Source organism: Pseudolysinimonas sp., from assembly GCF_049651805.1.
GTDB lineage: Bacteria > Actinomycetota > Actinomycetes > Actinomycetales > Microbacteriaceae > Pseudolysinimonas_A.
The window spans coordinates 34,964-51,470 of record NZ_JBASCU010000021.1 but is presented as its reverse complement, the minus strand read 5'-3'; the positions used below and the strand labels follow the sequence as shown (position 1 = coordinate 51,470).

At 66.0% G+C, this 16,507-nt stretch carries 18 protein-coding genes; 6 read left to right on the top strand and 12 right to left on the bottom strand.

Annotated elements, in window-relative coordinates:
- Positions 1-6 precede the first annotated feature (6 nt).
- Genes WBL06_RS04960 through WBL06_RS04945 form a run of 4 tightly spaced genes read right to left on the bottom strand, consistent with a single transcriptional unit; the run spans position 7 to position 2,994 of the window.
- Entirely contained in the window at positions 7-1,995 is a 1,989-nt protein-coding gene (locus WBL06_RS04960; RefSeq protein ID WP_424454863.1) for a heavy metal translocating P-type ATPase, read from the bottom strand.
- Entirely contained in the window at positions 1,992-2,345 is a 354-nt protein-coding gene (gene cmtR, locus WBL06_RS04955) for a Cd(II)/Pb(II)-sensing metalloregulatory transcriptional regulator CmtR (protein WP_424454862.1), read from the bottom strand. The genes WBL06_RS04960 and cmtR overlap by 4 nt, the downstream gene beginning before the upstream one ends.
- A 42-nt stretch (positions 2,346-2,387) precedes the next feature.
- Positions 2,388-2,804, bottom strand: coding sequence for an addiction module protein (locus WBL06_RS04950; RefSeq protein WP_424454861.1), 417 nt, complete (start codon positions 2,802-2,804; stop codon positions 2,388-2,390).
- Positions 2,805-2,859: 55 nt separating this feature from the next.
- Entirely contained in the window at positions 2,860-2,994 is a 135-nt protein-coding gene (locus WBL06_RS04945; RefSeq protein WP_424454860.1) for a hypothetical protein, read from the bottom strand.
- 338 nt (positions 2,995-3,332) lie between these two features.
- Between WBL06_RS04945 and WBL06_RS04940 the strand changes: the two genes are divergently transcribed.
- The 5 genes from WBL06_RS04940 to WBL06_RS04920 all read left to right on the top strand — a co-directional run bounded on the left by WBL06_RS04940 (position 3,333) and on the right by WBL06_RS04920 (position 8,657).
- The gene (locus WBL06_RS04940) at positions 3,333-4,832 is read left to right on the top strand and encodes a xylulokinase (RefSeq protein ID WP_424454859.1); all 1,500 of its coding nucleotides are present in this window, start codon (positions 3,333-3,335) and stop codon (positions 4,830-4,832) included.
- Between the two features lie 123 nt (positions 4,833-4,955).
- A complete protein-coding gene (locus WBL06_RS04935; protein ID WP_424454858.1) occupies positions 4,956-5,975 on the top strand; it encodes a DctP family TRAP transporter solute-binding subunit in 1,020 nt (339 codons plus the stop codon).
- A gap of 68 nt (positions 5,976-6,043) precedes the next feature.
- A complete protein-coding gene (locus WBL06_RS04930) occupies positions 6,044-6,517 on the top strand; it encodes a TRAP transporter small permease (RefSeq protein ID WP_424454857.1) in 474 nt (157 codons plus the stop codon).
- The gene (locus WBL06_RS04925) at positions 6,514-7,791 is read left to right on the top strand and encodes a TRAP transporter large permease (RefSeq protein ID WP_424454856.1); all 1,278 of its coding nucleotides are present in this window, start codon (positions 6,514-6,516) and stop codon (positions 7,789-7,791) included. The genes WBL06_RS04930 and WBL06_RS04925 overlap by 4 nt, the downstream gene beginning before the upstream one ends.
- 2 nt (positions 7,792-7,793) lie before the next feature.
- Positions 7,794-8,657: a hypothetical protein gene (locus WBL06_RS04920; RefSeq protein WP_424454855.1), complete on the top strand. Its 864-nt coding sequence runs from the start codon at positions 7,794-7,796 to the stop codon at positions 8,655-8,657.
- Here the strand turns inward: WBL06_RS04920 and WBL06_RS04915 are convergent.
- On the bottom strand, positions 8,650-9,114 hold the full coding sequence (locus WBL06_RS04915) for a ribose-5-phosphate isomerase (protein WP_424454854.1): 465 nt from the start codon (positions 9,112-9,114) through the stop codon (positions 8,650-8,652). The two genes, WBL06_RS04920 and WBL06_RS04915, sit on opposite strands and share 8 nt — an antisense overlap.
- Before the next feature lie 100 nt (positions 9,115-9,214).
- Between WBL06_RS04915 and WBL06_RS04910 the strand changes: the two genes are divergently transcribed.
- Positions 9,215-9,976: a GntR family transcriptional regulator gene (locus WBL06_RS04910; protein ID WP_424454853.1), complete on the top strand. Its 762-nt coding sequence runs from the start codon at positions 9,215-9,217 to the stop codon at positions 9,974-9,976.
- Here the strand turns inward: WBL06_RS04910 and WBL06_RS04905 are convergent.
- The 7 genes from WBL06_RS04905 to WBL06_RS04875 all read right to left on the bottom strand — a co-directional run bounded on the left by WBL06_RS04905 (position 9,966) and on the right by WBL06_RS04875 (position 16,504).
- The gene (locus WBL06_RS04905) at positions 9,966-10,367 is read right to left on the bottom strand and encodes a YjbQ family protein (protein ID WP_424454852.1); all 402 of its coding nucleotides are present in this window, start codon (positions 10,365-10,367) and stop codon (positions 9,966-9,968) included. The genes WBL06_RS04910 and WBL06_RS04905 overlap by 11 nt on opposite strands.
- Positions 10,367-11,389 carry a biotin/lipoyl-containing protein gene (locus WBL06_RS04900; protein WP_424454851.1) on the bottom strand — a complete coding sequence of 341 codons (1,023 nt, stop codon included), beginning with the start codon at positions 11,387-11,389 and terminating at the stop codon, positions 10,367-10,369. Before WBL06_RS04900 ends, WBL06_RS04905 begins: the two co-directional genes overlap by 1 nt.
- The gene (locus WBL06_RS04895; protein WP_424454850.1) at positions 11,382-12,398 is read right to left on the bottom strand and encodes an alpha-ketoacid dehydrogenase subunit beta; all 1,017 of its coding nucleotides are present in this window, start codon (positions 12,396-12,398) and stop codon (positions 11,382-11,384) included. The genes WBL06_RS04900 and WBL06_RS04895 overlap by 8 nt, the downstream gene beginning before the upstream one ends.
- Entirely contained in the window at positions 12,395-13,342 is a 948-nt protein-coding gene (locus WBL06_RS04890) for a thiamine pyrophosphate-dependent dehydrogenase E1 component subunit alpha (protein WP_424454849.1), read from the bottom strand. Before WBL06_RS04890 ends, WBL06_RS04895 begins: the two co-directional genes overlap by 4 nt.
- 134 nt (positions 13,343-13,476) lie before the next feature.
- A complete protein-coding gene (locus WBL06_RS04885; RefSeq protein WP_424454848.1) occupies positions 13,477-14,520 on the bottom strand; it encodes a hypothetical protein in 1,044 nt (347 codons plus the stop codon).
- On the bottom strand, positions 14,517-15,572 hold the full coding sequence (locus WBL06_RS04880) for an Ldh family oxidoreductase (RefSeq protein ID WP_424454847.1): 1,056 nt from the start codon (positions 15,570-15,572) through the stop codon (positions 14,517-14,519). Before WBL06_RS04880 ends, WBL06_RS04885 begins: the two co-directional genes overlap by 4 nt.
- Positions 15,569-16,504 (bottom strand): ketopantoate reductase family protein, encoded by a 936-nt coding sequence (locus WBL06_RS04875; RefSeq protein ID WP_424454846.1) that lies wholly within the window; start codon positions 16,502-16,504, stop codon positions 15,569-15,571. Before WBL06_RS04875 ends, WBL06_RS04880 begins: the two co-directional genes overlap by 4 nt.
- Positions 16,505-16,507 lie beyond the last annotated feature (3 nt).

Below are 16,507 nucleotides of genomic sequence, written 5' to 3'. Positions count from 1 at the left end.
GTCTCCCTAGCCTTGCGGCATCCGCGACCGCGGTCTGCGGGCCGCCCTGACGCCGTTCAGGATCACCACCACCTCGGCGATCTCGTGGACGAGGACGACGCCGGCGAGACCCAGAACACCGAGCAGAGCCAGCGGGAACAGCGCGACGATGATGGCGAGCGAGAGCACGATGTTCCCGGTCATGATCCGGCGGCCTCGACGTGCGTGCAGGAGAGCAGCAGGGATGAGCCGGAGGTCGTTGCCGGTGAAGGCAACAGACGCGGACTCGATCGCGACGTCGGAGCCACTGACCCCCATGGCGATCCCGACATCGGCGGCCGCAAGCGCCGGTGCGTCGTTGATGCCGTCTCCGATCATCGCCGTGCGGCGGGTCGCCGAGTAGGTCTGGATCGCCGACGCCTTGTCGCCGGGCAGCAACTCGGCGTGCATTTCGGTGATACCCGCCTGGCGGGCCAGGGCGCGGGCGGTGCGGGCGTTGTCGCCGGTGAGCATCGCCGTGTCGACGCCGACGGCGGCGAGTTGTCGGATGGTGTCCGCTGCCTCGGGCTTGAGTTCGTCGCGGATGCCGAGAATGCCGACGACCTTTCCGCCGAGCTCGACCACGACGACCGTCATTCCCTGTTCCTCCAACGAGGCCGCCCGTTCGCCGAACGCACCGGGACCGATCCAGCGGGGACTGCCGACCCGAGCGGTTTGACCGTGAAGCGTCCCGGTGATCCCACGTCCGGGCTCCTCGGTGACGTCGACGAGTGCCGCGGGATCCGGGGACGCGGTGACGATGGCGGTCGCGAGGGGATGGGTGCTGTGTGATTCGAGTCCCGCGGCGATTGCGAGGACCCGGTCGCGCTGGTCGTCGTCGACCGCCTCGACGGTGACGACCTCGGGTCGCCCCCGGGTCAAGGTGCCGGTCTTGTCGAAGACGACGAGCTCGACAGCACCGAGCTGCTCGAAGGCCTCGCCGGACTTGATGATGACACCGAACCGGCTGGCCGCGCCGATTGCTGAGATGACGGTGACCGGAACGGCGATCGCCAAGGCGCACGGGGACGCGGCCACGAGCACCACGAGGGCGCGCTCGGTCCAGAGCAGCGGGTCGCCCACAATGAATCCGAAGAGGATGATCAAGCCCGCGAGGATCAGCACGGCCGGGACCAGCGGCTTGGCGATGCGGTCCGCGAGGCGGGCGCGTTCACCCTTGCGCGCGTTGGCCTGCTCGACCAGCTCGACGATCTTGGTGAGGGAGTTGTCGCGGCCATCTGCGGTGGCTTCGAGCTGGATCGATCCGCCTCCGTTCATCGAACCAGCCGGCACTGGATCGCCCGGGCCGACCTCGACCGGGATGGATTCGCCCGTGATCGCGGAGGCGTCGATGCTGCTGCGACCGCTGACCACGATCCCGTCCGTGGCGACGCGATCGCCGGGACGGATCACGAGGATGTCGAGAACCCGCAGCTCGCTGGCCGGCACGGTCGTCTCGCCGGAGAGCTTGGAGACGGTAGCGGTCTCCGGGATCAGCGACAACAAGGCACGCAACCCATTGCGGGCCTTGTCCATCGCCCGGTCTTCGAGCGCTTCGGCGATGGAGAACAGGAAGGCCAGCGCGGCCGCCTCCCCGATGTGGCCGAGCAGCACCGCGCCGGCTGCGGCGATAGTCATGAGCAGACCGACACCGAGACGACGGTGCAACAGGCGCTTGACCGCACCAGGGACGAACGTCGCCGCGCCGGCGAGCAGACTGACGGCGAGCACGATCGTCGCGGGAAGGTCGACCCCCGACCACTCGAGCACGTATCCCCCGGCCAGCAGAACTCCCGACGCGATCGGCAGGAGCAGGTGCCGATCACGCCACCACGACACGACCTCCTCGCTGCCACCGTGATCGTGCTCGTCGTGCTCGTCGTCCTCGCCGTCCAGCCCGTGGGCGGCGCGGCTTCCGGCCGGGGTGGGCTTCCGCGGCTCCACCCCTTCTTCGGGCGCGCAGCAGTCGCGGCTCACGCGCCCGCTCCACAGCACAGCGGCACGGCGCAGGTCTCGTCCGTGCAGGCCACCCCATCGTCCACCGCGAGCACCGCATCCAGGAGCGATGAGAGTGCCCGGGTCAGGTGCGGGTCGGCAATCTCGTAGCGGGTTCGCCGACCTTCGGGCGTCGCGACGACGATCCCGCAGCCGCGCAAGCATGCAAGATGGTTCGAGACGTTGGAGCGGGTCAGCTCGAGCCCTCGGGACAGCTCGGCCGGATACCCCGGCCTCTCGAGCAGGCTCAGCAGGATGCGGGAACGGGTCGGATCGGCCATCGCACGACCCAGGCGGTTCATCACGTCAGCACGGGATGCAATAGTCAGCATCCACTGACTATACGCAGCGCTCGATCGGCGCGCGTTCGCCTCTCAAAGCCGTACCAACCAGTCCACGAGAGCCAGCAAACCGCCGAACCTGAGAGTGACGACGGAGGGATTTGAACCCTCGGAACCCTTGCGGGTTCGCCACCTTAGCAGCGTCTGCGACGTGTGCAGATGGTGCAGACATCGTGCTCGTGGGCGTAGGCGACGATCACGATTTCGCTTCGACGCAAGTTCGGCTGACAGCATCCGGTAGGTCTCGTCCGCGTCGACCAACTCGACCTTGCCCGCGAGGATGTCATCGACTCGTGAACCGATCTCATCACGCCATGCAGCGTCGACCTCGGCCGGATCGCTGTCGGCGTCCTGGTCCACGCTGAGCCGAAGCATGCGAGCAGCCTCCAGGCGCTCGTCCGGGGTGAGCGAGTAGCCCGCCTCGATGTAGTCCGCCAGCCTCGGAGTCATGTGTCAGGCGTACGGCGGCACGCTGACATCAGCCAGGATCGAAGCTTGCGGCGACTCATGCGCCCGACTCCGCCCGTCGCGCCCGGCGACGGGTCGGGATGCAGGCGGCGATAATCGCCACGAGTGTCGCCGGGAGGAAGTACCAGCCGATGGTGAGGGAGCCGATGATCGCGCAGGACCCTCGGGTCATTCCTGAGAACGCAGAAGGCAGCGAGACGGACGAGGGAACGGTCGGTGAAAGCGGTTCTTGACCGGAGATTTCTTGAGCGGAGACGGAGGGATTTGAACCCTCGGAACCCTTGCGGGTTCTCCACCTTAGCAGGGCCTCGATTTCCGCATCAGGCCCGACATCAGGCGGCTCGCGACCCCTGGAAACACCGAAAACACACCATCATCTGTTTGACGGGTACACAGGGGGGACACTGGAGTACGGGTCTTTCGGGCCGGCTAGTCGTCGTGCCACGATGAGCAAGTGTCCCAGTTACGTCCTGCAGGACAGGCGATTGACTATACACGTATAATCCAATGGTGAGCGATAGCATCCTCGGCATCGACGCTGGCACCAGCGCGTGCAAGACCGTGCTCCTCTCGCTCGACGGCGCCGCGCTGGGATCGTCCACTCGCACCTATCCAACGACGCGCGGATCGGACGGCAGCGCCACGCAATCCCCGGGTGACTGGGTGGACGCGATGGTCGGGACGGTCCGCGAAGTACTATCTCTCAGCGACTCACCGAAGCTGATCGGGATCTCGGTGACCGCACCTGCACACAACGTTGTACTGACGCACCGCGACGGTCGTGAACCGTCCACGGTGCTGCTCTGGTCGGACCGGCGACCGGCTCGGCACGTGCAGCCCCTTCTCGATGCCCATGCCGACTATTTCGACCGCACCTTGGTTCGGTTGAGTTCAGGCTGGAGCCTGCCCCAGCTGAGATGGATCCGCCACACCGAGCCCGACAGGTGGGAAGCGTGCGAGTGGGTGCTCCCCGCGAAGGACTACCTCCGATTCGTGCTGACCGGCGTCGCGGCGACCGACCCGTCCGATGCCGCAGGCACCGGCCTCTTCGACCCGGCGGTCCGCGACTGGTGGTCTGAGATCGTCGACGCAGAGGACCTCAGCGGCCGACTGCCGCCGATCCTGTCGTCTTCCGACATTGGTGGGCACCTTCTGCCTGACGTTGCGGTCGCTCTCGGGGTGCCCGCCGGAATCCCGGTCGCCGTTGGCGCGACCGACACCGCTGCGGAGCTCGTCTCGATCGGGGCCCGGCGGTCGGGCACTGGTCTAATCAAGATCGCGAGCACCGGAACCGTCGTCGCTGTCACAGACCGGCTCGCATCCGACCCGAGACTGTTGATCTACCCGCATGCGGACGAGGGTCTGTGGTACGTGCTCGCGGCCACCAACTCCGCGGCAACCGCACACGCATGGATCGCGCGCCAACTCGTCGGGCTGGGTGAGTTCTCCGAATTGCCGCTCTCCGAACTCGTTCACCTTGTGGAAGAGTCCGCCGCCAGTGTGCCGCCCGGCTCCGGTGGTGCCATGTTCCTCCCCTTTCTCGACGGCGAACGGACTCCCTACTGGGACCACGAGCTGCGCGCGGCCTTCCTCGGGCTCACCGGATACCACGGGCCCGGTCACCTGGCGCGGGCAGTCATGGAGGGGGTTGCGATGAGCCTTCGGACAGGCCTCGGTGTCATCCGGGACCTCGGTCACGATCTGACGGTGCCTGTGCTGACTGGCGGAGGGCTCGAGAGCGGCCTGTGGAGATCGATCCTGGTGGCCGCGCTCGACCTCGACGCGACCCGGATGCCGCGGCAGGGTCCGGCGATCGGGGCGGCAATGATCGCCGGGCGGCTTGTCGGTGCTGACATCATGCCGTACGTCGAAGCGCTACCCGTCGAGCGTCCGGCACCGGCGTGGACGCAGTGCTACGACGACCTCTTCGCCATTTACACGCGTGCGGTGGAAGCGACCGCGCCGTTGAGCCATGCGCTCGGAAGGTTCGGGGCACCCTCGGGCGATTGACACATTGGCTATTCCTGTATATACATGAGTACCAAGCCGCGGTGCGATGGCGCCCGCTGATCGGCCCGAGCGGCGAAGAAGACCTCGCGCGAGTCGAGACGGGCGTGGCAGGAAGGAAGATCGGTGTTTCATTTCCGAAAAGGGGCTCTGGCGTTCATCGCGATGACGTCGTTGCTCGCCGTATCGGCGTGTAGTACCACCCCCGAACCGGCGGAGACCTCCGACCCGGTCACACTGCGGTGGGGTCTGGTCCTCAACGAGGATCACGCCTGGTACACCTGCGGTATTGAGAAGGTGCAGGAGATCCTCGCCGAAAACGACGAGGCGAAGCTCGACATCGAGGTGTTCCCGGGCGGTCAGCTCGGAACAAACGAGGAGATGGTGGACAGCGTGTCGCAGGGCACGCTTGACATGACCATCCCCGGTGTCGGCAGCGTCTCCGGCTTGTACCCGGATTTCGGTGTCCTCGAGGCGTTCTTCGTCTTCGACGACGTCGATCACGGTCTGGAGGTCTGGAACGGCGAGATCGGTGCCGAGCTCAAACAGGGTGCGATCGACGAGGCCAATGTCCACGTTCTCGGCGACCTCTGGTACATCGGAACCCGGTACGTGACGGCGAACAAGAAGATCGAGACCCCAGCCGACCTGGTCGGGCTATCGATGCGGGCTCAGGACACTCCGGCGAGCTTCGCCAACATCTCGTCGCTCGGTGCGAACCCGACGCCGATCAACTTCGGCGAGCTGTATCTGGCGCTCAGCCAGGGGGTCGTCGACAGCCAGGAGAATCCTATTCCGAACATCGTTGCGGCGAAGTTCCAGGAAGTGCAGGACTACCTCATGCTGACCGCTCACGTGCCTCAGTTCGGGTCGGTGCTGATCAGCGAGGACGTCTGGCAGGGTTTGTCGGCCACGCAGCAGCAAGCACTCGACGACGCCGTTCGCACGGCGGCGGCCAATGTCCGGGTCTGCATCGAAGAGCAGGAGACGACCGTGCTCGAGGAGTGGCAGAACTCGGCTGATCCGCCGATCGAGGTCGTCGAGGTCGACCGCGATGCGTTCCAGGAAGCGGCGCTCGAGTACTTTACCGGTCCTGATGGGCCGGCGTTCTCCGAGTTGTACCAGCGGATCCGCGAGACCAGCTAGTGCAGCATCCGGACGGGCGGGGATCGCGAGCCGCCCGTGCGCTCGACGCAATCGAGCGTACGGAGACGGTGGCCTGCGTCCTCATCGTCGGGGCGATGCTGGTGACGGTACTCTTACAGGTCGTATTCCGGTACGCCCTCCGAGCACCGCTTCCCTGGACCGATGAGCTCGCGCGCTACAGCCTCATCTGGCTGACGTTCATAGCGGCAGCGCTAGTCATGGGAAGGCGTCGCCACATAGCGGTGCACATCACCGTGCGCCTGGGTCCCCGCCCGTCCCGGATCGTCCTCATCGCAGTCGGTGCGGTCGTCGCCGCCACTTGCGCCCTCATGGCAGTGCTCTCCATCTCGATGATGGAGCGATGGTCGAAACGCATCTCAACCGTGCTCGAGCTCCCGATGGCGGCCGTCGTCGCAGCGTTGGGTGTCGGGTTCGCCTTGATGACGGTGCACGCGATCGCCGGGATGATCGCGGACGCGCGGTTGAGCGACGCAGATGTGCTCGCGCAGTTCGGCGACAGCACTGACGAGGTGCTGCTGTGATCCTGCTGTTGGTCGTCCTCGGCGTGCTGGTGCTACTGGCCGTCCGCATCCCGGTCTGGTTGGCGCTTCTGATCCCGTCGCTGGTGTACTTTCTGCTTCCTGGCGCGCCGACAATCGAGCAGGCCGCGCCAAAGATCCTCGGCTCTCTCGACAGCTTCCTGCTCGTCGCCGTCCCGCTGTACGTGGTGATGGGCGGTCTTGCGAACGATTCGGGCGTTACTGACCGCGTGTACGGATTCGCCCAGGCTGCGCTGGCGAGACTGCGTGGGAGTCTCGCCTACGTGAACGTCGCGGCGAGCTTCGGCTTCGCCTGGATGAGCGGGACCGCAGTCGCAGACGCGGCCGGCCTCGGCAAGCTCGAGGTGACGGCCATGAAGCGACACGGCTACGACCCGCAGTTCGCGGTCGGCCTCACGGCGGCATCGTCGCTCATCGGTCCAGTTCTTCCTCCGAGCATTCCGGCGGTGCTCTATGCGCTCACTGCAGGGGTATCGCTCGGCGGCATGCTCATCGCGGGGATAGGGCCGGCGTTGGTCATCACCCTTGGCCTGGTCGCCTACGTCTGGTGGCGGATGCGGAAGCGCGACGATCTCCGCAATGAACGGGCCACCCCACGCCAGGTGGCCAGGGCCGCACTCCTCGCGCTTCCCGGACTTGTCGCCCCCGTGATCCTGGTCGGCGGGATCCTGGGCGGCGTGTTCACCCCGACGGAGTCCGCCGCTGTCGCCGTGGCCTACATGTTGCTCCTTGGCTTCGTCACCCGGAAGCTCACGTTCAAGGCACTATGGCAAACCACGGTTAGCGCAGCCGAGACGACGGGCGCTGCACTGCTGATCGTCGGCACTTCGGCGGTGTTCGGCTACGTGGTGGCACTGGAAGGCGGGCCGCGCGTGATCGCGGAAGCCCTCACCACCCTGACGGACAACCCTGTGATCTTCCTGCTTATCGTGAATGTCTTCCTGCTCATCGCGGGCACCGTGCTGGAGCCGGCCGCCGGGCTCCTGATCCTCACCCCGGTGTTGCTGCCGGTGGCGATCGAGTTCGGCATCGACCCGCTTCATTTCGGTGTGGTTATGATTTTCAACCTGTTGATCGGACTTGTCACTCCTCCTGTCGGCCTCATCCTGTTCGCGCTGAGTTCCGCGACCGGGCTCAGTCTGAAGACAGTCATCCGTGGCACGCTGCCGACCTTCGTGCCGCTCTCCGCCGCCCTCCTGGTGATCACGTACCTTCCACCCGTCACCCTCTTCCTTCCTCGACTGCTGGGGTTCTGAACATGGCGGGGCCGCATGCACTCCGGGCGCCAGGAGGCGGCCTTGAGGTGGAGTTGCTGCCGGATATCGGTGGCCGGATTCACGCGATCCGTGTCGGAGGCGCTGACTTGCTGCGCACCCCGGATGACGTGAATAGCCATGTGGCCGAGCCGCTGCTCTGGGGCTCGTACCCGATGGTGCCGTGGTGCAATCGCATCCCCTTCGGAGAACTCTGGTTCGAGGGAGCCGCCCATCGGCAGCCGCTGAACCTCGACACCTTCGCGGTACACGGGCGAGCGCTCGCGGCACCTTGGCGCGCGATCGGCTCGGAGGTGCTCGAATTCTTGGACGCCGGCGACGCAGGCTTCCCGTGGCCGTACCGGGCTCGGCAGGAATTCGTGGTCGACGGGGCCACGATGTCCCTCGAGCTCTCGCTGGAGAACACCGGGGTGACCCGGATGCCGGCAGGGCTCGGCATCCACCCCTGGTTCGCCGCCCCGAACGGGCTCGATGTCGCGCTTCCCGCCGACCTGGTCTACCCGTCGTCCGGAGAAAGTCCGGTGGGGCCGCCGATCGCGGTCGCGGGTGATCGCGACCTTCGGTCGAGCGGCAATCCGCGCAACGGGATCGACGAATGCTGGACGGGGCTCACCGAACAGCAAATCCGCCTTGATCGACCGGATGGCATTCAGGTCACGTTCTCCTTCACGGCTACCGCGGATCACGTCGTTCTGGCGGCGATCGGCGACTTGGGCGGCGTAGCGATCGAGCCGCAGACCCACGCCGTCGATGGCCATGGACGTCGCGAACGATCCGAGCCGGGGGGCATCGCCGTTCTCGAACCCGGCGACTCGCTCGGCGTCACGTACCGGATTGCGGTCAGCTAGAGCGTTCGTACTCGACGATCTCTGCGACCTTCGGCGCCGACGCCGAGGACGGGTCGAACTCGTATCCGAGCCACTCGTGAGCCAACCGACGGGCAAGCTCGAGCCCGATCACGCGCTGGCCGAACGTCAGCACTTGCGCATCATTGCTGAGCACGCTGCGCTCGACACTGAAGCTGTCGTGCGCGGTCACGGCGCGTATGCCCTCGACCTTGTTCGCGGCGATCGCGACGCCCAGACCCGTTCCGCAGACAAGGAGGCCGCGATCAGCCAAGCCCTCCCGGATGGTCTCCGCGGCCGAGATGGCGACCGCAGGGTAATTTGCCTCACCGGACGCGGCGACCCCGACGTCGATGACCTCTGAGACCCGCGGATCAACCTCGAGGTCTGCCTTCAACGCTTCCTTGTAGGCGAAGCCGGCAGCATCCGATCCGATCACAACTCGCCATGTTCGACTCATGCTTAATTGTATACTCATGATTGTTCATGTATAGCGGTATCCCGTCCATAAGATGGTCGAATATCGTGTGTCCAGCCACGTCTAGACCGAGGGAGTTGGGATGTCTACCGCGCCAGGAGGCGTGCGGCGATCACCGGTGCCGCTGTACAGCCAGATCGAGCAGCACCTCCGCGAGCGCATCGCATCGGGGGAACTCCCCCCGCAGACTCAGATTGACTCCGAGACCGAGATCGCGTCCTCCTTCTCTGTGAGCCGCATGACCGCTCGCAAAGCCATCGAGAGCCTGGTGCGCGAAGGTCTCTTGTTCCGCAGCCAGGGCAAGGGAACGTTCGTCAACGATCGGCGGATCTCATACGGCCTCTCAACCCAGCTGAGCTTCTCAGCGAGCATGGAGGCACGCGGCCACCGGGTCGAGACCACGGTGGTCGATGCCAGCCTTCAGCGCGCGCCCGCCGGAGTCGCCCATGCGATGAACGTGGAACCGGGGAGCCCCGTCGTCGGGGTACGGCGGATCCGGTGCATCGACGGGTCACCGGCCGCTCTGCACGAGAGCTGGTTGCCCGCGAGTCTCATCTCCGTGCTCGATACAGACCTCACCGGCAGCCTTAACGCCGCCATGACGTCTCTGGGACGATCTGTGACGATCGCCCGCGATCACGTGGAAGCGGTCGAGGCCACTCCGGATGTCGCGTCGGCCCTGGAATGCGAGCTCGGCGCCGCTGTGTTGCGGGTGCGAGGCGTGGGCATCAATGCAAGCGGCGAGATTCAGCGCTACACCGAGGCGCACTACCGGGGCGACCGATTCTCTTTCGCTCTTGCGACCGGCGAACCCGGAGACGTACAGCTCCAGATCAAGCCCTGATCTCCTGGACTTCCAGCAGGCGCTGTTTCGGTCCGTCCAGCTCGAGCAGGACTATTCGCTGATATCGACCGAGTTGAAGCGTGCCGTCCCCGACTGTCAGGACGACGGACGTGCCGAAGATGCTCGAGACGATGTGCGCAGCGCCGTTGGCGATGCCGTTGCGAGCGTGGGTGAACGGCTCGAACTGTCCGAGAAGGGTTTCACCGACGCGCTCGAGGTCACGGAGGAGCTCATCGTCGACCTCGCTCAGAAACAGGGCGCACGTGGTGTGGGGCACACTCACCACGACGGCGGGGTGCCCCGCCGGCACCGCACGCATCACGAGATCGGTGACATCCGTCGCCTGATAGGGGCGATCGGTCTCGATTGTGATCCGGGTGATTTCGGTCATCAGCGTCCTTCTCCGATCGCAGACAGAGCATCCAGGAGCTCGGCGACCGAGTCCACGTCGATACACCGCTGGTCCGCAGCCAGGCACAGCAGGGTGCGCGCCCGGGAATGCACCACACACAGCATGAGCGAGTCGCCCGATGGCAGCACCGGGCTCACACTCTCGATCGCGTCCGATTCGATCCATTGGACGTTGATCGCACGCATCCCATGATCCGAGGGACGCAAACGTCCACGCTCGCCTCTCTCCGCAGCAGCCTCGACAGCGCGCGCCGTCTGAGTAGCGGCCTCATCGGCGGTGATGCAGGTTTGCACCAGACCCCGCTCCGTTGCCCAGAGGATTCCGATCCCCTGCTCCTCGCGCCGTATCGCTTGGATGCCGTCCCAGCGGACGCCGAGTCCCGGCCGCGCCAAGAGCACACCCGCGAGCGACGAGATCAGACCGTTCAGGTCCCACGATCGACCGACGCGCGCCGTGGCCACGACATGAGGGGTCTGCACCCAGCTTGCGATCGCCGACGCCGCCGTCGCCCGGCGATGTGCTCCCCCGAGCGGGGCCGGCTCAGGCTCTTTGCTGGCACGGCCCGGCGACGGGGGGACGGGACTCGGCTGTGCGTTGTTGCCCTGCGCCCGGTTCGCTTGAAACTTCTGCTTCGGCGAAGTGGGGCGGGCGTGGCGCGGGGAAGCCGGAGACCCTGCTTCCGGAGGATCCCCTGCCGCAGGTTTCGGCGACCCAGCCGCCGCGGAGGGCGGGCCGGCGCTGACGGCGCTGACGCCACCGACAGTTTCTCCGTCGCGCAGAACGGCCACCACCTGGCCGCGCTCTACCTCGTCGCCCTCCGCGACGGTTAGTGATTCGACACGACCGGAGGCGAAAGCTTGAACCGAGACGTTCGCCTTCGCCGTGTCCAATTCGAAGAGGTCATCGCCGGGCTCGACCCAATCTCCCGCGGTGACGAACCACCGCGACAACACGATGTCCATCCCGCCCTCGCCGACGTCGGGAATGACGACATCAGACATCGCTCCACCCATCCACGACCAACCGGCGCGCGTGGGCTTCGATGAGTGCCGCGGTGGGCACGTACTCCGGCTCAAGATGCGGTGCTGCGGGGAGGGGAACCGCGGCTCCGGCGAGATGGCCGACCGGCGCGTCCAGCAGGTGCAGACCCTTCACGGCGACTCCGGCGATTACAGCCGAGCCCCACCCGCCGTGCGCTGCCCCCTCCTCGACGACGAGAAGCCGGCCCGTGCGTTCGACCGACTCCAGAACGCTGTCGATATCCAGGGGCGCGAGCCATCTCATGTCGATGACTTCCGCCTCGATACCGTCCTTAGCGAGTTCGGCCGCGGCCGTCTGTGCTCTGTGCGACATAAGCAGGCTGCCGACGATCGTGATGTCTTTGCCGCGCGACCGGAAGGCCGCCTGACCGATCGGCACCGTGTACGGCTCAGACGGAACCTCCTGTACGACGTCATGCCCGTCGACAAGAGCCCGCCCCTTGGTCCCGTAGAGGTATTTGTGGCTGACCACGAGCACGGGGTGATCGTGGCGCAACGCGGTCGTCATGCAGCCCTTGGCGTCGTACGGGGTCGACGGTGCGGCGACGATGAGGCCGGGGATTCCCGCGAAGACGTTCTCGATGGAGTTAGCGTGCTGGGCCCCGCGGCCCGATGCACCGGTCGGGGCATGGAGCACGATCGGCACACCGACGCTCCCGCCGGACATCGTGTACATCTTTGCGGCCTGCTGAATGATCTGGTCGGCGGCAGGCAACAGGAAATCGCCGTACTGGAAATCGACGAGGGGACGCATGCCGCCGATGGCCGCCCCGATCGCGAGACCGACGAATCCGGCTTCGGACACCGGTGTGTCCCGAATTCGCTCCGCACCGAACTCCTCGAGCAGCCCCAGCGACAGGTGGAACGAGCCGCCGATTCCGATGTCCTCACCCATCATGAAGACTCGCTTGTCGGCGCGCATCTCGTCTGTGACAGCCTGGCGAAGCGCGGAGATGACGGTGGTGCTCACGAGGCAATCGCTCCCGTCGCCTTCGGGCTCGCCATGGCGAACTCGACCGCAGTATCGATCTCGGCCGTGACGTCGGCGGCGATGCCGTCCGCGACGGAATCGCCGAATTCGCGGCGGATCGCACGCTCCATCCTGAGCACCGGATCGCGGGCTAGCCAGAGATCGACCTCTTCGCGTGGGCGGTAGGTACCCGGGTCGTCGCGCTTGTGCCCACCTTGGCGATACGTGAGGCATTCAATGAAGGCAGGTCCACCGTCGCCCCCCCGGATCCGATCGACCTCTTCCTTGACCGCGGCACGAACGGCGAAGGGGTTGTTGCCGTCGATCGTGATGGACCGGATGCCGTACGAGGCAGCACGGGCGGCGAGGTCGTCGTTGCGGTACATACGATCGACGCGGGTGCTGATCGAGTACTGGTTGTTCTCGCAGAGATAGATCACGGGCAGTTGCCACACGGCCGCGAGATTCATGCCCTCGTGCCAATCACCTTCGCCTACCGCACCGTCCCCCGTGAAGCAGAGCGAGACGCGCCCCTCCCCCGCGGTCTTGAAGGCGTGCGCGATCCCCGCCGATATCGGCACCGACGCACCGACGATCGCGATTGCCGGCACCGCGCCGACGGAGATGTCACCCACATGAAGTGAGCCGCCGAACCCTCGACAGCAGCCACCCTCGCGTGCAAACAGCTCGGCCATGAGGGATCCGGCAGAGACACCCTTGGCGAGCGCCTGTCCGTGACCACGATGAGTGATCGTGACCCAGTCTCGTTCCTTGAGAGCGTCGCAGGCACCGGCCGCGCATGCCTCCTGTCCCAACGAGAGGTGGATGGTGCCGGGGATGTGACCGGCCAGGAACAACACGTTGACACGCTCCTCGAACTCGCGGATGCGTAGCATCTGCAGGTACAGCCGTTCCGCCATCGCTCGGTCGGCGTGCGGGACCACGAGTTCGTCGCCCAGACCCTCGATTCGGTCGTCGATTACCGTCGTACTCACTCCGCTTACCTCCCGTCTCATGCTATATGTACGTGTATAGATATGTCTAGTTGGGTGTGTGTCGACGTGCCCGCGGGAACAACTCAGCCGAGGGGACGCAGGTGGATGGAACGCCACTCGCTCGGCAGTCCCGAGTGCTGGAAGAGCCCGAACGACGCATGCCGGTATTTGTCGAGCGCCACATCGCTCTCGTCGCACAGCCACGCATCGGGTTCAGTGCTGCCGACCGGCCACACCCGCAAGCTCGCCCTTACGCGCTGCTTCGCGACCTCGAGGCGGTGCCGAACGTGGTACCACCTTCGGGGCGTGAACTCGAAGTAGACCGCGGGATCGGTCCGCACCAAGTGGATCCGACCACCGGCCGGCTCCTCCTCGGCCGAGCTCGGACGCCACCCCGGGCGATCGCCATCCGCGATCCAGAGCCGTGTCTCCCATGCACCTTCGCCACGTGGCCGGGAGGTGGCTAGTCCCGCGGTCGACCATCCGGGCTTGATCGGGATCGCCGGGCGCTCGAACTCGTGCCCGACGAAGAAGTCACTGAGCCCGATGTACTTCGATCTCGAACCGTCGAAGTAGCGGAATTGATACTCGGCCTCCTGACTCGCCTGGGCCGGCCCGAGCAGCAGCAATGAGTCAGGCGAAACTGGACCGCGCGTTCGAACGACGTTCAGGATGGGATCAACATCCCACCGACCATTCACGACCTGCCCGAGCTGCTGCGGCGAACGGATTCCTGAGAGGTCGTCCAGGCGGATCTCCCGCTCCGGAAGCTTCGCGCTCCATGTCAACTGGATCGTGGTTTCGGACTCCACCCCGTCCGCATCGACGACCCGCAGTGTCAGGTCGTTCGATCCGGCGCGAAGCGCTCGATGATCCGTAGGGATCTCGACGTTGAAGTCGCCCGCGTACGGCAGCCGCAGCCGCGAGACGCTGTCTGTCTTGTACTGGTAAGAAAAATCGATCGAGGACCCGTCGTCCGGTTCCACCCAGAACGGGTGTGAGGCTCCGCTGTTGAGCTGCCATGTGGCCGAACGTACGGGCAGGGCGCCCAGGAACGAGCCGATCACGTTGATGTCTGCATGGTGAGGACGGAAGGACTGCTCGGCTCCATACGGCAGCTCGATCATGCGGCGACCTCCCGGATCACGGGATCCAGACCGAGTCGCTCCGCGAGCGCATCGGCGTTGGCGAGGGTCGAGTCAGGTATCGGAATCCCCCCCTTGATTGCCGCCTCCTCTGCTTCCCTCGCCCGGTCACCGGGTACTCGTACCTGCGCACCGTCGGCCGGGGGACATGCGCGGATCTGTCGTATCACCGAGTCCATACGGTTGCCGAACGCATCACGATCGGTGAACGCGGCGATGTCGAGCACCATCATGAAATGGCCGTCGCGGCCCGGCTCCGGTCCGGACTCGAGCGATCCCAGCTCGGTGCCGTATGCAGCACCGGAGAGCAGCGAAGACAGGATGCCCATCACCATCGCCAGCCCTACTCCCTTCGGACCACCGATCGGAACCAGCAGCCCTGCGAGTGCCGCGGCCGGATCGGTCGTCGGCCGTCCTTTGACATCCAGCGCCCAGCCCGGTGGAAGCGCCTCCCCCTCCTGTGCTCTGACGACGATCTTGCCGCGCGCTGCTGCAGCGAGCGACGCATCGAGAACGAAAGCCTCTTCCTCGCCGGCGGGGATGGCGACCGCGAGCGGGTTCATACCGACGATGCGTGACATGCCGCCCGAGGGGGCCATGGTGGGCATGGCGTTCGTCGTTGCGAACCCGATCATCCCGCGCTCGAGTGCCCGGGTGGCATAGGCAGACATTGCACCGCAATGGCTACTTCCCCCGATGGCAGCGACACCCACCCCGGTTGACGCCGCCCGATCAATCGCAGCAGCGACCGCGAAATCCGCGGCCACGTGGCCGAGCGAGTTCCCGCCGTCGATGACGAGCACCGAGCCCTGGTCTCGAGAGATGACCGGACGACCAAGCGGATTGACGCCGCGCTCGATCAGGCCCGCGTAGTACGGCAGCAGAGCGAGGCCATGCGAAGCGATTCCACGACGGTCGGCGAACGCCATCGCCCCAGCGACCGTGGTCGCATCAGCCCGTGACAGTCCGAGTGCCTGCAATGCCGCTGCCAAGAACTCCCGAAGCACGAGATCAGAGACACGGGAGACGGTCATGGCCGGCTCCGGGCGGCGGCGTTCTTCGCGTCGATCATCCCCACCAGTGTGGTGAGGGCATCGTTGTACGGTGTCGGCACACCGACTCGACGTCCCGCGCGCGCGACGGCGCCGTTGATGTGTTCCACCTCGGTGATTCGGCCTTTCTCAACATCCTGGAGCATCGAAGGCTTGGACGCACCGGCGTTCTTCGCCACCGTGCGGACCCGTTCCACCGCATCCTCGTAGGGGAGCGTGATCCCGTTGGCGGCGGCGACGCTCGCCGTTTCGGCTGCCACCCGCTCCGCCCATTCCAGAGCGAGCGGAAACTCGCCGATCTCGCCGGACCGAAAGCCTGTGATCGCGCACGTCGCGTTGAACACGCAGTTCACCAGCGCCTTGCCCCAGAGGAGTCCAGCCGCGTCATCGGTCGGATGTGCGTCCATCCCGGCGTCCCGGAACGCGGCGATCACCCCGTCGACCCTCTCGCTCGCGAGCCCCTCGAGTTCACCGACATAGGTGGCGCCCTTGTTCGTCAGACGCACCAGCCCGTCATCGTCGAGGATCGCAGAGTCATAGGTGACTCCCGCCAGCACCTGTGCAGCGCCGACCTCGGCTGCGATGGCTTCGGCGTTGCCCAGGCCGTTCTGCAATGTCAAGAACACCGTGCCCGCTTCGGCGAGCGGTTTCGCTGCACGAGCCACGTCGCCGGAGAACTGCGATTTCACGAAGACGATGGCCAGTTCGGCTTCGCCGACCTCCGCGATCTCGGCCGTGGCGGGAACTTTCACCACCCGTTCGCTGCCGTCCTCCTCGAGCCGAACCCCATCCCGGTTGATTGCTGAGACGCGGGCACGATCGATGTCGACCAGCATCACATCATGGCCGGCCTCGATGAGCCTCGCCCCCAGGGCGCCGCCCATCGCCCCAGCACCGAAAACTACTATCCGCATGTC

Excerpts from the sequence above, each read along its gene's own strand:
- cmtR (WP_424454862.1), bottom strand. The coding sequence starts at position 2,345 with ATGCTGACTATTGCATCCCGTGCTGACGTGATGAACCGCCTGGGTCGT.
- WBL06_RS04950 (WP_424454861.1), bottom strand. The coding sequence starts at position 2,804 with ATGACTCCGAGGCTGGCGGACTACATCGAGGCGGGCTACTCGCTCACC.
- WBL06_RS04945 (WP_424454860.1), bottom strand. The coding sequence starts at position 2,994 with ATGACCCGAGGGTCCTGCGCGATCATCGGCTCCCTCACCATCGGCTGG.
- WBL06_RS04920 (WP_424454855.1), top strand. The coding sequence starts at position 7,794 with ATGGCGGGGCCGCATGCACTCCGGGCGCCAGGAGGCGGCCTTGAGGTG.
- WBL06_RS04915 (WP_424454854.1), bottom strand. The coding sequence starts at position 9,114 with ATGAGTCGAACATGGCGAGTTGTGATCGGATCGGATGCTGCCGGCTTC.
- WBL06_RS04910 (WP_424454853.1), top strand. The coding sequence starts at position 9,215 with ATGTCTACCGCGCCAGGAGGCGTGCGGCGATCACCGGTGCCGCTGTAC.
- WBL06_RS04905 (WP_424454852.1), bottom strand. The coding sequence starts at position 10,367 with ATGACCGAAATCACCCGGATCACAATCGAGACCGATCGCCCCTATCAG.
- WBL06_RS04900 (WP_424454851.1), bottom strand. The coding sequence starts at position 11,389 with ATGTCTGATGTCGTCATTCCCGACGTCGGCGAGGGCGGGATGGACATC.
- WBL06_RS04885 (WP_424454848.1), bottom strand. The coding sequence starts at position 14,520 with ATGATCGAGCTGCCGTATGGAGCCGAGCAGTCCTTCCGTCCTCACCAT.
- WBL06_RS04880 (WP_424454847.1), bottom strand. The coding sequence starts at position 15,572 with ATGACCGTCTCCCGTGTCTCTGATCTCGTGCTTCGGGAGTTCTTGGCA.
- WBL06_RS04875 (WP_424454846.1), bottom strand. The coding sequence starts at position 16,504 with ATGCGGATAGTAGTTTTCGGTGCTGGGGCGATGGGCGGCGCCCTGGGG.